Genomic DNA, 14690 nt, shown 5'->3' on the forward strand with positions numbered 1-14690 from the left:
GCTTTTTGTTGATGGGTTATTGAATCAGGTGCCATTTCTGTTGCTTAATCAATACCAACAGGACGCAGGAGTATAAATAATGAAAACCGCTTACATCGCAAAACAACGCCAGATCAGTTTCGTTAAATCCCATTTTTCCCGCCAGCTGGAAGACAAGCTGGGTCTGATTGAAGTTCAGGCACCTATTCTCAGCCGTGTGGGTGATGGGACGCAGGATAACCTTTCTGGATGCGAAAAAGCGGTACAGGTAAAAGTGAAAACATTGCCAGACGCCCAGTTCGAAGTGGTTCACTCCCTTGCGAAATGGAAGCGTCAAACCCTGGGACAACACGACTTCAGCGCGGGCGAAGGGCTCTACACGCACATGAAAGCCCTTCGCCCCGATGAAGACCGCCTGTCTCCAATTCACTCCGTTTACGTTGACCAGTGGGACTGGGAGCGCGTAATGGGTGATGGCGAGCGTCACGTGGGGACGCTGAAAGCTACCGTTGAGGCGATCTACGCCGGGATCAAAGCTACCGAAGCAGCAGTAAGCAAAGAGTTTGGTCTGGCACCGTTCCTGCCGGAAACGATCCACTTTGTGCACAGCCAGGAGTTGCTGAGTCGTTTCCCGGATCTTGATGCCAAAGGTCGTGAACGTGCGATCGCCAAAGAGCTGGGGGCAGTGTTCCTGATGGGTATCGGCGGCAAGCTGTCTGATGGCAAGCGCCACGACGTCCGTGCACCGGATTATGATGACTGGAGCACGCCGGGCGAGCGCGACTATGCCGGTCTGAACGGCGATATTCTGGTCTGGAACCCGGTACTGGAAGACGCATTCGAGCTTTCTTCTATGGGGATCCGCGTGGATGCTGACGCGCTGAAGCGCCAGTTGGCGGTCACCGGCGATGAAGATCGTCTCAAACTAGAGTGGCATCAGGCGCTGCTGCGCGGGGAAATGCCGCAGACCATCGGCGGCGGTATCGGCCAGTCCCGACTGACCATGCTGCTGCTGCAGCTGCCTCATATCGGCCAGGTTCAGTGTGGTGTCTGGCCGCAGCAGGTGCGCGAAAGCGTTGGCTCTCTTCTGTAATTAACGCTGCCAGCGTCTGAGCAGGCGGCTACGCAACCCGGTATCAAAGCGCCAGATATGATCGAAGATGCGCATGATGCCGGGTTTTCCATGGGCGGACATCGCCACCGCATGGAAACGGTGCTGATGCACCCGCTGCAGCTCCTTCACTTTATTTACTACGTCATCCGGCAGCCGCTGGGCAATAAAATCAGAAATTACCACCGCATCAGCGTCGTACCAGTCTCCCCCCTGCATCCGCTCAACGATGCTGCGAAAACAGCTGGCCAGATCGGTACCGCCGCGAAAACGCTGGCTTAAAAAGCGAATCGCCTGTTCGAGCCCCTGCTGGTTGGTTAGCTCATAGCCCACTACCTCGCTGGAAAAAAGCATGATGAAGCAGCGACGGCGATCGGCGAGCGCCACGCGCATCAGCGCCAGGCAGAACGCCTTTGCACACTGTTCGTTAAACCCGCCCATCGATCCGGACGTATCCACACAAACTATGAATGGACCGCGCGGCTGTTCATCAAAATCCTGATGAATCACCGGCCGCTGGCTGAGCTTCTCGCGCCAGGCTTCGCCGTGCAGCCGGTAGGTGAGGAGCTGCTTTTCCACCAGTCGACGGTAAAACTCATATTCCAGCTCGGTCATCCCGAGCGTGCTCAGCTCCGTGGGCAGCAGGCGCAAAATGTCATCGCTCTGCTGGAGCCCGTCGACCTGTTCGGGCACGGTAGCCGGTTCACGCACCAGGGTGCGGAAGGTTTCCATCGGGGCATCTTTCTTTGGGACCGACTTTGCCTCCCTTGATCGCCCCAATTGTTCTGCAAGCTTCATCAGCTCAGGCTGCTGCGCCAGAAAATCGCCGTACTTGACGATCAGCTGATAATCCCCGCGGCGAAGCTGACCGGCGCTCATGTCCCAGAGACGCCCTGCGGCGTTCTCATTTTCCACCAGCACCTGCTCAAGCTGGCCGCTTAAGGTCATGCGCTCCTGAACTTCACTGAGCAGCTGTTCGCGCTCTTCATCCAGCAGCTGCTGGTTTAACGTCGTGGCCTGAACGACCAGGCTGAGGCGCCAGCGCTGTAAAAAGAGGGTGTGCAGGGCGGGGGTAAACGTGGCGTTATCCATAACCAGCGTCCGGGCCTGGCTGGCAAACGGAGAGTGGACCTTGTCGAGCAGCGTCAGGGTTTGCGGTAGCTGGACGATAAACTGCGAGGTGGAGAGCCGCTGGCACTGCTGATAGCAAGCCACTTCGTCCGTTAACTCCGGCGGAACCTCGGTCTCTTTGAACCGCTGACGCAGGTTTTCCCGCCAGCGCGGCAGATCGTCCGTCATCGCTTTTTTAAGCTTCGGGAATTTTTCAAAGAAGGCTGCCAGCTGCGGCGAAGCCAGAAGGGTTATGACCACCTCTTCGATCAACCCTTCCTCGCTGACGGCCAGCATAACGTTAAGTGTATCCAGGGTTAGCATTGACGCGCCTGTTTGATCTGTGCGCTTACATCCTGCAGGCTGGCTTCGATGCGACCTAACCAGTCGCTATGAATAAAGAGGCATTTTTGCTGCTCGCTAAAGCGGGTGTGCTGCTGGTGCCATTCTGTATCCAGCGCTTCCAGCTGCTGCTTAATCACTTCGGGGACGCTGTCGGAAGCGGTTCCCGGAAGCGCAAGGCGCGAGCCCTGCAGGCTTACGTCGCGGATCACCAGGTGCTGGCTGCTGTCCACTTCCATATTCAGCGGCTGCGCAAAACCGATGCCGTTGAGCTTTCCTCGGATCTCTCCGCCTTTATCCAGCCACTGCGCCAGGGCCTCGCGCTCAATGGAAACGTGCACCACCTGCATATCATGAAGTTTGAGCGGCTGCTGGAGCAACAGCGTCAGCGTTGGGCTGGTCAGCTCGGTGGGCAGTTCATAGTGCGGTTTGCGGGCGAACATTCCCCCGAGGCGATTCACTTTCAGCGCGGTTTTATCGCTTTGCTGCTGCTGGAGCTGAATGCGCCGCTGGGCAATCGCCCCCAGCTGGGTGAGCATCGCCTGCTGCCCCCAGGCGTGTCCGGTCATCAAAATTTCAAGCTGCTGCTGCATCAGATTCATGCCTTCCGCGTCGTGCCAGAGGCAGTCTTTCAGCAGGATCAGATCGATTGGCGCTACGGCATCGCGCCCGCTGAACAGGGCGCTGGCCTGCAGCAGGCGGATCGCCTTTTTCCAGCGGCGATCGGAGACATAGGGCGCAGAGGGGAGCAGATCGAGCTGCTGGCGCAGCTGATAGATCAGCTCGAAGACCGCGTCTGGCAGCTTGATTTTGCCAATATCCTGCTGCCACTGGTGATACTCCTCATCCGTGACCTGCAGCGAAGCGGATACCGGATTTTCACTTTCATCCTGCTGGCTGACCAGCATGGAGCGGAAGTTGGATTTATCCTGTACTTTGTCCAGCCACAGGCGGATCAGCATGCGGTCATACAGCGCTTCCAGGCTGCTGTCGGCTTCAGGCAGTTCGTTTGACGCGGCCACCAGCAGGCGCATCGGGATTTTCTCTTCGCTGGCACCGTTGCGGAAGCGCCGTTCGTTTATCGCCGTGAGCAGGGTGTTCAGAATAGCCGGCCCCGCTTTCCAGATCTCATCAAGAAAAACAATCTCTGCCTCAGGCAAATACCCCGCCGTCAAACGCTCATAGCGCCCTTCGTCTTTCAGCGCCTGAATGGAGAGCGGGCCAAAAACTTCTTCAGGGGTAGAAAACCGGGTCATGAGGTATTCGAAGGCGCGGGCGTTCTGAAACGCAAACTTTAACCTGCGGGCAATCAGGCTTTTGGCAATGCCCGGTGGGCCCAGCAAAAATACGCTTTCACCGCTCAACGCCGCCAGTAAACAGAGGCGAATGGCGTGGCTACGCTCGAAAAGGCCTTTCTCCAGCGCGCTGCTGAGGCGGGAAATTCTTTCTGCTAATAAATGTGAGTGAGCCATAATAGTTTTGCATCCTTTCGCCGTCGTGGCGGCCAATTGAAGCGAGTATAGACGTTTCAGTCAGGGCTGGTAATAGACTGAAGTGCGGCGCAATTTTCTTTGCGCTACATTAATGCGGTTGCATTTAGGGGTACGATTTTGCAATGAATCGTGCATACTGTGCGCTTTTTGTGGGCCAAGGGACTAGGCACACATTTGTTATTTAAACGAAAAGACTAGTCTATGAGCACTGATAATAAGCAATCATTACCCGCAATAACGCTTGCGGCGATCGGGGTTGTCTACGGTGATATCGGCACCAGCCCGCTTTATACGCTTCGTGAATGTCTGTCCGGCCAGTTTGGCTTTGGTGTTGAACGCGATGCCGTGTTTGGCTTCCTGTCACTCATCTTCTGGCTGCTGATCCTGGTGGTTTCCGTTAAATATCTCTCTTTCGTCATGCGTGCTGATAACGCGGGCGAAGGCGGTATCCTGACCCTGATGTCCCTGGCAGGGCGCAATACCTCAGCCAGAATGACGTCCGTGCTGGTCATTATCGGCCTGATTGGCGGCAGCTTCTTCTACGGGGAAGTGGTGATAACGCCTGCTATTTCGGTGCTCTCGGCGATAGAGGGGCTGGAGATTATTGCCCCGCAGCTTGATTCCTGGGTTGTTCCTCTGGCCATTATTGTCCTGACGCTGCTGTTTATGATCCAGAAGCACGGTACTGGGCTGGTGGGCAAACTGTTTGCTCCGATTATGCTCGCCTGGTTCCTGATCCTCGCGGCGCTTGGCTTGCGCAGCATTATCGCGAACCCGGAAGTGCTCCACGCGCTGAACCCTTACTGGGCAGTGCATTTTTTCCTTGAATACAAAGTGGTTTCCTTCGTGGCGCTGGGTGCGGTCGTGCTCTCCATCACCGGGGTTGAAGCGCTGTATGCTGACATGGGTCACTTCGGAAAACTGCCTATCCGCGTGGCATGGTTTATTGTGGTGCTGCCGTCGCTGGTGCTGAACTACTTTGGTCAGGGCGCGCTGTTGCTCAAAAGCCCGGAAGCGATTAAGAACCCGTTCTTCCTGCTGGCGCCTGACTGGGCGCTGGTGCCGATGCTGATTCTGGCAACGCTGGCGACCGTTATTGCCTCCCAGGCGGTGATTTCCGGCGTGTTCTCTTTGACACGCCAGGCCGTGCGTCTGGGTTACCTCTCACCGATGCGCATCATCCATACCTCAGAGATGGAGTCGGGCCAGATCTACATCCCGTTCATTAACTGGTTACTCTATTTCGCTGTTGTCATTGTTATCGTCAGCTTCGAGCACTCCAGCAACCTGGCGGCGGCGTACGGCATTGCGGTAACCGGTACGATGGTGCTGACATCGCTTCTCTCCACCACGGTGGCGTACCGAAACTGGCACTGGAATAAATTCCTCGTGGCGATGATTCTGGTGGGCTTCCTGTGTATCGACGTGCCGCTGTTCTCGGCGAACCTCGACAAGATTGTCTCCGGGGGCTGGCTGCCGCTGACGCTGGGTCTGGTGATGTTTATCGTCATGACCACATGGAAAAGCGAGCGTTTCCGCCTGCTGCGCCGCATGCATGAGCACGGTAATTCTCTCGAGGCGATGATAGCTTCCCTGGAGAAATCACCGCCGGTTCGCGTGCCCGGCACCGCGGTGTATATGTCTCGTGCCCTGAACGTAATTCCCTTTGCGCTGATGCATAACCTCAAGCACAACAAGGTCCTGCATGAACGCGTCATTCTGCTGACGCTGCGTACCGAAGATGCGCCGTATGTTCACAACGTGCGTCGCGTACAAATCGAGCAGCTGTCGCCAACATTCTGGCGCGTGGTGGCGAGCTACGGCTGGCGTGAAACGCCGAACGTGGAAGAGGTGTTCCACCGCTGCGGCCTGGAAGGGCTAAGCTGCCGGATGATGGAGACGTCGTTCTTTATGTCCCACGAGTCGCTGATCATCGGCAAGCGCCCGTGGTATCTGCGCCTGCGCGGCAAGCTGTACCTCATCCTGCAGCGTAACGCCCTGCGCGCGCCTGACCAGTTTGAGATCCCGCCTAACCGCGTGATTGAGCTGGGGACGCAGGTCGAGATTTAAGTCTTTGTGCGGCCTGATGCCCTCACCCCGACCCTCTCCCACAGGGAGAGGGCGCAAACATAAAAAACGGTAACCCTGGGGTTACCGTTTTGCATTTACCTCCTCTCCATTTCACTTAGCGAAACGTTTCGACGTCGATCACAAATCTGTTACGTCGTGATGGTTTTCTGAACATTCTTGAGATTAAACTGACATCAGCGAAACGTTTCGCTAGTGGAGCAAGAAAATGAAGAAAGGTACGGTACTCAACTCAGAAATCTCATCGGTTATTTCCCGTCTTGGGCATACCGATACGCTGGTGGTTTGCGATGCAGGCTTACCGGTTCCGGGCAGCACAACCCGTATCGATATGGCGTTAACGCAGGGCGTACCCTCGTTTATGCAGGTACTGGACGTGGTGACCGCGGAGATGCAGGTTGAGGCGGCCATTCTCGCAGCGGAAATCAAACAACATAATCCGCAACTCCACGAAACGTTGCTCAGCCACCTTGAGCAGCTGCAACAACACCAGGGAAACACCATAGAAATTCGTTACACAACGCACGAACAATTCAAACAACAAACCGCAGACAGTCAGGCGGTGATTCGCAGCGGGGAGTGTTCCCCGTATGCGAATATTATTCTCTGTGCTGGCGTCACCTTCTGAGGCCATCATGGACGCATTACTGCAACTCAAAGGGATCGATAAGTCGTTCCCGGGCGTAAAAGCCCTCTCCGGTGCGGCGCTGAACGTCTACCCAGGGCGCGTGATGGCGCTGGTGGGTGAGAACGGCGCCGGCAAATCCACCATGATGAAAGTGCTGACCGGTATCTATCAACGCGATGCCGGTTCACTCGTCTGGCTGGGTAAAGAGACCACCTTCAACGGCCCGAAATCCTCTCAGGAAGCCGGCATCGGCATTATCCACCAGGAGTTGAATCTGATCCCGCAGCTTACCATTGCGGAGAACATCTTCCTGGGCCGCGAGTTCGTAAACCGGTTCGGCAAAATAGACTGGAAAACCATGTATGCCGAAGCGGACAAGCTGCTGGCGAAGCTGAACCTGCGCTTTAAGAGCGACCGCCTGGTCGGCGATCTCTCGATTGGCGATCAGCAGATGGTGGAAATCGCGAAGGTGCTGAGCTTTGAGTCGAAGGTCATCATTATGGATGAACCGACCGACGCCCTGACCGATACCGAAACCGAATCCCTGTTCCGCGTCATCCGCGAGCTGAAATCGCAGGGGCGCGGGATTGTCTATATCTCTCACCGCATGAAAGAGATCTTCGAGATTTGCGACGACGTTACCGTCTTCCGCGACGGGCAGTTTATTGCCGAGCGCGAAGTGGCCACGCTGACAGAAGATACGCTCATCGAAATGATGGTGGGACGTAAGCTTGAAGATCAATACCCGCACCTGGACAAAGCGCCGGGTGAGATCCGCCTGAAGGTGGATAACCTCTGTGGTCCGGGCGTGAACGACGTGACCTTTACCCTGCGCCAGGGCGAGATCCTGGGCGTGGCGGGCCTGATGGGGGCCGGACGTACCGAGCTGATGAAAGTGTTGTACGGCGCACTGCCGCGCACCAGCGGTTATGTCACCCTCGACGGTCATGAAGTGGTCACCCGCTCTCCGCAGGATGGTCTGGCGAACGGCATCGTCTATATCTCCGAAGACCGCAAACGCGACGGCCTGGTGCTGGGGATGTCGGTAAAAGAGAACATGTCCCTGACCGCGCTGCGCTATTTCAGCCACAGCGGCGGTACGCTGAAGCATAAAGACGAGCAGCAGGCGGTCAGCGATTTTATTCGCCTCTTTAACGTCAAAACCCCGTCGATGGAGCAGGCCATCGGCCTGTTGTCCGGCGGTAATCAGCAGAAAGTGGCCATTGCGCGCGGGCTGATGACGCGCCCGAAAGTCCTGATCCTTGATGAGCCAACCCGCGGCGTGGACGTCGGGGCCAAGAAAGAGATCTACCAGCTGATTAACCAGTTCAAGGCAGACGGTCTGAGCATCATTCTGGTCTCTTCCGAGATGCCAGAAGTATTAGGCATGAGCGATCGCATTATCGTCATGCATGAAGGGCATCTCGGCGGTGAATTCACTCGCGAGCAGGCCACCCAGGAAGTTCTGATGGCTGCCGCTGTGGGCAAGCTTAATCGCGTGAATCAGGAGTAAGAAGATGACTACCCAGGCTGTTTCTGGTCGCCGCTATTTCACAAAGGCATGGCTGATGGAACAAAAATCGCTGATTGCCCTGCTGGTGCTGATCGCGATTGTATCGACCATGAGCCCGAACTTTTTCACCGTTAATAACCTGTTCAACATCCTGCAGCAGACTTCCGTAAACGCCATTATGGCGGTTGGGATGACGCTGGTGATTTTGACCTCAGGGATCGATCTGTCCGTCGGTTCCCTGCTGGCGCTCACCGGTGCGATAGCCGCTTCAATTGTAGGAATTGAGGTCAACGCGCTGGTGGCCGTGGCAGCTGCGCTGGCTGCCGGGGCAGCGATCGGTGCCGTGACCGGCGTGATTGTAGCGAAAGGCCGCGTTCAGGCGTTCATCGCGACGCTGGTGATGATGCTGTTGCTGCGCGGCGTGACCATGGTTTATACCAACGGCAGCCCGGTAAACACGGGCTTTACCGACAACGCCGATCTGTTTGGCTGGTTCGGTATCGGTCGTCCGCTGGGTGTCCCGACGCCGGTCTGGATCATGGCTATCGTCTTCCTGGCGGCCTGGTACATGCTGCATCACACCCGTCTGGGGCGTTATATCTATGCGCTAGGCGGTAACGAAGCGGCAACGCGCCTGTCCGGGATTAGCGTTAATAAAGTCAAAATTATCGTTTACTCCCTGTGCGGACTGCTGGCGTCTCTGGCGGGCATTATCGAAGTGGCGCGCCTCTCCTCCGCGCAGCCAACGGCGGGTACGGGTTATGAGCTGGATGCCATTGCGGCAGTGGTTCTGGGCGGTACGAGCCTTGCGGGCGGTAAAGGTCGCATTGTTGGGACATTGATCGGCGCACTGATTCTCGGTTTCCTGAATAATGGTTTGAATTTGTTAGGTGTTTCCTCCTATTACCAGATGATCGTTAAGGCAGTGGTGATTTTGCTGGCGGTACTGGTAGACAACAAAAAACAGTAACTGACGACACTACAGGACATCTTAGATATGAACATGAAAAAACTGGCTACCCTGGTTTCTGCTGTCGCGCTGAGCGCAACCGTAAGTGCTAACGCCATGGCGAAAGACACCATCGCGCTGGTTGTCTCAACCCTGAACAACCCGTTCTTCGTCTCCCTGAAGGACGGTGCGCAGAAAGAAGCGGACAAGCTGGGCTACAACCTGGTGGTACTGGATTCACAGAACAACCCGGCGAAAGAGCTGGCTAACGTTCAGGACTTAACCGTTCGTGGTACCAAAATTCTGCTGATCAACCCAACCGACTCTGACGCCGTCGGTAACGCCGTTAAAATGGCAAACCAGGCGAAGATCCCGGTAATCACCCTGGACCGTCAGGCAACGAAAGGCGAAGTCGTGAGCCACATTGCGTCTGATAACGTGCTGGGCGGCAAAATCGCCGGTGATTACATCGCGAAGAAAGCAGGCGAAGGCGCGAAAGTTATCGAACTGCAGGGCATTGCCGGTACGTCTGCAGCCCGCGAGCGTGGCGAAGGCTTCCAGCAGGCAGTGGCGGCGCACAAATTCAACGTGCTGGCGAGCCAGCCGGCAGACTTCGACCGTACTAAAGGTCTGAACGTCATGCAGAACCTGCTGACCGCACACCCAGACGTGCAGGCTGTGTTCGCACAGAACGACGAAATGGCGCTGGGCGCGCTGCGTGCCCTGCAGACTGCAGGTAAATCTGATGTGATGGTTGTCGGATTTGACGGCACGCCGGATGGTGAAAAAGCGGTAAATGATGGCAAACTGGCTGCGACCATCGCTCAGCTTCCTGAGCAGATTGGCGCGACCGGCGTCGAAACTGCCGACAAAGTGCTGAAGGGCGAAAAAGTTCAGGCCAAATACCCTGTTGACCTGAAGCTGGTTATTAAGCAGTAAAAGGCGATTCAGGCAGTCGCTGGCTGCCTGAGGGACACCAATAAAGAAAAGTGTGGCATACGCCACCGGGTAACACCGGTGGCGCTCTCAGATGGACAACCCAACCATGAAAACCGCAGGCAACCTTGTCGTCCTTGGCAGCATCAATGCCGATCACATTCTTAACCTTGAATCGTTCCCGACGCCGGGCGAAACCGTCACGGGTAACCAGTATCAGGTGGCATTCGGCGGTAAAGGTGCCAACCAGGCCGTCGCCGCCGGGCGCAGCGGAGCCAATATCGCGTTTATCGCCTGCACGGGGGATGACGATACCGGTGAGCGAGTGCGCAAACAGCTCGCCAGCGATAACATTGATATCGCGCCGGTCAGCGTTGTTGCAGGGGAATCGACCGGCGTGGCGCTGATATTCGTCAATGCGGAAGGTGAGAATGTCATCGGTATTCATGCAGGCGCCAACGCCGCATTAACCATCGAGCGTGTTGAAGCGCAGCGTGAGTGTATTGCGAATGCCGAAGCGCTACTGATGCAGCTGGAATCGCCGGTCGAAAGCGTGCTGACCGCCGCCAAAATTGCGCACCAAAATCATACCACCGTCGTACTTAATCCTGCCCCTGCCCGTGTATTATCAGACGAATTGCTGGCGCTGGTGGACATCATCACGCCAAACGAAACCGAAGCCGAAAAGCTGACGGGCATTCGTGTTGAAAATGATGATGACGCGGCGCGTGCGGCAAAAGCGCTGCACGATAAAGGCATCGGTACCGTGATTATCACCCTGGGCAGTCGCGGGGTGTGGGCAAGCGTAAACGGTGAAGGCCGTCGCGTGCCGGGCTTTAAGGTGAAGGCGATTGATACCATCGCGGCGGGAGATACCTTCAACGGTGCTCTGGTGACCGCGCTGCTGGAAGGCAAGAGAATGGATGATGCGATCCGCTTCGCGCACGCAGCCGCGGCGATTGCGGTGACGCGCAAAGGTGCCCAGCCTTCCGTTCCGTGGCGTAAAGAGATCGATGAATTCTTAAGTCAGCAGGGGTAACGCTTGGCCACAATGAAAGATGTCGCCCGCCTGGCGGGTGTTTCTACCTCGACAGTCTCTCACGTGATTAATAACGACCGCTTCGTCAGCGAGGCGATTCGGGAGAAGGTCGAAGCGGCAGTTAAAGATCTCAACTATGCGCCGTCGGCGCTGGCGCGCAGCCTAAAGCTGAACCAGACGCGCACCATCGGCATGCTCATCACCGCCAGTACCAACCCCTTTTATTCTGAGCTGGTTCGCGGCGTAGAGCGCAGCTGCTTCGAGCGTGGCTACAGCCTGGTGCTGTGCAATACCGAAGGGGATGAGCAGCGCATGAACCGTAACCTGGAAACGCTGATGCAAAAACGGGTCGACGGGTTACTGCTGCTCTGCACCGAAACGCATCAGCCCTCGAAAGAGATTATTCAGCGCTACCCTTCTATTCCTACGGTGATGATGGACTGGGCGCCCTTCGACGGCACCAGCGATCTCATTCAGGATAACTCCCTGCTGGGCGGGGACATGGCAACCCAGTATCTGATTGATAAAGGCCATACCCGCATCGCCTGTATTACCGGTCCGCTCGATAAAACCCCCGCGCGTTTGCGTCTGGAGGGATATCTGTCGGCGATGGCGCGGGCGGGGCTTGCCATTCCTGAGGGCTACCAAATCACCGGCGATTTCGAATTTAACGGTGGCTTCGAGGCGATGCAAAAACTGCTGGCGCAAGCGCAGCGCCCGCAAGCCGTATTCATTGGCAATGATGCGATGGCGTTTGGTGCCTATCAGGCGTTGTACCAGGCAGGCCTGCGCGTGCCGGACGATATGGCGGTGATCGGCTACGATGATATCGAACTGGCAAGCTACATGACGCCGCCGCTGACCACGATCCATCAGCCGAAGGATGAACTGGGCGAGCTGGCCATCGATGTACTGATTCACCGTATGGCGCAGCCCACGCTTCAGCAGCAACGTCTGCAGCTTACTCCTGTTCTGATGGAACGGGGTTCGGTTTAGCCTTTGCTTTGTGGCGTTCTTTGATCAGGTTGCGCCCATCTTTCGGTTTTAGCAGCATAAACACCAGTGCCGACACCACGGTGAGTGCACCCATGGTAATAAAGGTATAATGGAACTGCTCAACGGTATTCGCGCTGTCAAAGCCTTCATAAAAACGCAGCACCGCTGCACTTACGGCTACCCCTAAACTGATCGACAGCTGCTGCGTTACCGCCAGCACGCTGTTGCCGCTACTGGCGTTCTCGTCAGTCAGATCGGCGAGGGTGATGGTGTTCATCGATGTGAACTGCGTCGACATCGCCATGCCCAGAACAAATAGCGGCAGGATCAGCATCCAGACGGGAAGCGAGGCAGATTGCAGCGAGAACTGCGCAATCATCAGACCGATAAAGACCGTCACGCCAACCAGCGTCTTACGATAGCCAAACCAGCGCAGTACTTGCGTAACGGTTGATTTGGCCAGAATCGAGCCCATTGCCGTGGGCGCCATCATGCAGCCAGCTATCAGGGCCGGGTAGCCGAAACCCACCTGCAGCATCAACGGCATCAGGAACGGTACGCAACCCGTCCCCAGACGGGACGCAATGTTGCCCGCAATCCCTACGGAAAACGTTCGGGTATTAAAGAGCCCGAGGGAGATTAACGGCGTCGGGTGACGGCGCGCGTGACGTATATAAAGAAGGAACAGCAGAATTCCGCTGAGGATGACGGACAGGGCCAACCATGTCGCCACGATTTTCTCACCGAACAATTCCATCCCGCTGGAGAACAGAACCAGGCTCAGGCCAAACAGGAAAAAGCCGCCCATGTCAAAGCTGCGCCTTGGCGTGGTGAAGTTCGGCATATATTTGCGGGCGTACAGCAGCCCCGCAACGCCAATCGGAATATTAATCAGGAAGATCCAGTGCCAGCTTGCCCAGGTAACAAACACGCCACCGAGTACCGGGCCAAGTATCGGGCCGACCAGACCCGGCATGGTGACGAAGTTAAGCACGGGAAGCAGTTCGCTTCTGGGGTAGGCTCGCAGCAATGCAAGACGCGCCACGGGCATCATCATCGCGCCGCCAATGCCCTGTAGTACGCGGAAGATAACCAGCTCCGTCAGGGACGAGGAGAGCGCACAGGCCAGCGAACCAAGCGTAAAGAGCGTCACGGCCAGCATGAAAACTCTGCGGGTGCCGAAGCGGTCGGCCAGCCAGCCGCTGACCGGGATTAACATCGCGACCGTCAGGGTATAGCTGATGATGGCAGACTGCATCGCCAGTGGGGAACGGTTAAGGCTTTGCGCAATAGCGGGAAGCGCTGTGTTGAGGATCGTGGCATCCAGTGCCTGCATAAAAAACGCCATGGCTGCTATCCACGGCAATCCGGCCATGCTGCGCGCTTTTTTCGTTGTCATTTATTTACCTGCTGGTGGTTTGGTGCGGCCAGCAATGCCTGGCACGCATTCAGGGCTCGCTGCCCGTCGCTTTCCTGAATGGCATCCACTATCGCCTGATGCAAATCCAGTTTTACCACTTCGTCTTGTGTAATAGAGGTAAAGTAGGTGTGGTACACCGAATGGAATAAAGAGGCAAAAGAGGTAAGGAACGGATTGGCGCTCATCATATAGATGTGTTCATGCCAGGCCATATCGACTTCAACCCAGCGTTCACGGTTGAAGTGTTTTTTCAGGAATACCATCTCTTCCATCAACGCGTTAAGCTGCGCTTTCTGCTCTGCCGTACCAAGCGTGGCGGCGAGAAGACATGCCTGTGGTTCAAGGCTGCTGCGCATTACCAGAAAGTGATCGACGACCTGATGAAAGTTGTCTTCCGTCATCCACCAGGAGAGCAGCTCCTGATCGAGAAAATTCCAGTTACTCTGAGGCATCACGCGTGTGCCAATACGAGGGCGTGGCAGCACCATACCTTTTGCCGTTAGGGTTTTGACCGCTTCGCGCACGGCGGTTCGGCTCACCCCAAACTGCTCACCCAGCTCCATTTCACCCGGCAAGATGCTGCCCGGGGCATATTTACCCGCTAAAATTCGCTGAGCCAGCTTTTCTGCCAGCACATACGACAGGTTTTTTTGGGCGGCCAGCTGTTGTGCGCTTAATGGCATCGCTTTTATTCCTTAATGATTCATGCTGATAATTATGCCATCTCGTATGTGATTGTGGTTGCAGATACATCAAATAGAACAATTTGTAGCTTGATTTCACCGCTATTGGTGAAAAAAAACACGGATAGAAACTTTTTTTAAATTTCCTCTTGTCACGTCGGAATAACTCCCTATAATGCGCCTCCACTGACACGGAACAACGGCACACACGCCGCCGGGTCAGCAGAGAAAAGCGAAAATAAACGCTTGACTCTGAAGCGGGAAAGCGTAATATGCACACCCCGCGCCGCAGCGAAAAGCGAAGCGGCACTGCTCTTTAACAATTTATCAGACAATCTGTGTGGGCACTCAAAGTGACATGGATTCTTAATGTCTTCGGACAATAAATGAATACCAAGTCTCT

General features: G+C 55.9%; 13 protein-coding genes. 8 read left to right on the plus strand and 5 right to left on the minus strand.

Features of this window, described 5'->3' with window-relative positions; all coding sequences use genetic code 11:
* Nucleotides 1-79: 79 nt before the first annotated feature.
* Nucleotides 80-1072, plus strand: coding sequence for an aspartate--ammonia ligase (gene asnA, locus M2433_RS16625; RefSeq protein WP_063431996.1), 993 nt, complete (start codon nucleotides 80-82; stop codon nucleotides 1070-1072).
* Here the strand turns inward: asnA and viaA are convergent, their stop codons facing one another.
* Nucleotides 1073-2524 carry an ATPase RavA stimulator ViaA gene (gene viaA, locus M2433_RS16630; protein WP_429055092.1) on the minus strand — a complete coding sequence of 484 codons (1452 nt, stop codon included), beginning with the start codon at nucleotides 2522-2524 and terminating at the stop codon, nucleotides 1073-1075.
* Complete coding sequence (gene ravA, locus M2433_RS16635) at nucleotides 2518-4014, minus strand: ATPase RavA (RefSeq protein ID WP_429055090.1); 1497 nt, start codon at nucleotides 4012-4014, stop codon at nucleotides 2518-2520. The genes viaA and ravA overlap by 7 nt, the downstream gene beginning before the upstream one ends.
* A 222-nt stretch (nucleotides 4015-4236) precedes the next feature.
* Between ravA and kup the strand changes: the two genes are divergently transcribed.
* The 7 genes from kup (at nucleotide 4237) to rbsR (ending at nucleotide 12184) form a co-directional block, all read left to right on the plus strand.
* Complete coding sequence (kup, locus tag M2433_RS16640; protein WP_047347404.1) at nucleotides 4237-6105, plus strand: low affinity potassium transporter Kup; 1869 nt, start codon at nucleotides 4237-4239, stop codon at nucleotides 6103-6105.
* A gap of 226 nt (nucleotides 6106-6331) precedes the next feature.
* Complete coding sequence (gene rbsD / locus M2433_RS16645) at nucleotides 6332-6751, plus strand: D-ribose pyranase (RefSeq protein WP_429055088.1); 420 nt, start codon at nucleotides 6332-6334, stop codon at nucleotides 6749-6751.
* Between the two features lie 7 nt (nucleotides 6752-6758).
* The gene (gene rbsA, locus M2433_RS16650) at nucleotides 6759-8264 is read left to right on the plus strand and encodes a ribose ABC transporter ATP-binding protein RbsA (RefSeq protein ID WP_429055672.1); all 1506 of its coding nucleotides are present in this window, start codon (nucleotides 6759-6761) and stop codon (nucleotides 8262-8264) included.
* A gap of 4 nt (nucleotides 8265-8268) precedes the next feature.
* Nucleotides 8269-9234, plus strand: a complete 966-nt coding sequence (gene rbsC, locus M2433_RS16655) for a ribose ABC transporter permease (RefSeq protein ID WP_006808742.1) — start codon at nucleotides 8269-8271, stop codon at nucleotides 9232-9234.
* A gap of 27 nt (nucleotides 9235-9261) precedes the next feature.
* Nucleotides 9262-10152: a ribose ABC transporter substrate-binding protein RbsB gene (rbsB, locus tag M2433_RS16660; RefSeq protein ID WP_010426610.1), complete on the plus strand. Its 891-nt coding sequence runs from the start codon at nucleotides 9262-9264 to the stop codon at nucleotides 10150-10152.
* A 106-nt stretch (nucleotides 10153-10258) separates the two neighbouring features.
* The gene (gene rbsK, locus M2433_RS16665) at nucleotides 10259-11188 is read left to right on the plus strand and encodes a ribokinase (protein WP_429055670.1); all 930 of its coding nucleotides are present in this window, start codon (nucleotides 10259-10261) and stop codon (nucleotides 11186-11188) included.
* 3 nt (nucleotides 11189-11191) lie between these two features.
* Nucleotides 11192-12184 (plus strand): ribose operon transcriptional repressor RbsR, encoded by a 993-nt coding sequence (gene rbsR, locus M2433_RS16670; RefSeq protein ID WP_429055085.1) that lies wholly within the window; start codon nucleotides 11192-11194, stop codon nucleotides 12182-12184.
* On the opposite strand, the gene mdtD is transcribed toward rbsR, so the two are convergent.
* The 3 genes from mdtD to M2433_RS16685 all read right to left on the minus strand — a co-directional run.
* A complete protein-coding gene (gene mdtD / locus M2433_RS16675; RefSeq protein WP_047347398.1) occupies nucleotides 12150-13583 on the minus strand; it encodes a multidrug transporter subunit MdtD in 1434 nt (477 codons plus the stop codon). The two genes, rbsR and mdtD, sit on opposite strands and share 35 nt — an antisense overlap.
* Entirely contained in the window at nucleotides 13580-14287 is a 708-nt protein-coding gene (locus M2433_RS16680; RefSeq protein WP_047347397.1) for a FadR/GntR family transcriptional regulator, read from the minus strand. Before M2433_RS16680 ends, mdtD begins: the two co-directional genes overlap by 4 nt.
* Before the next feature lie 170 nt (nucleotides 14288-14457).
* The coding region (locus M2433_RS16685; protein WP_133551188.1) for a hypothetical protein at nucleotides 14458-14690 on the minus strand (233 nt) is incomplete at its 5' end.

It is taken from the genome of Enterobacter sp. AC1 (assembly GCF_050434705.1).
GTDB classification, from domain to species: Bacteria; Pseudomonadota; Gammaproteobacteria; order Enterobacterales; family Enterobacteriaceae; genus Enterobacter; species Enterobacter cloacae_L.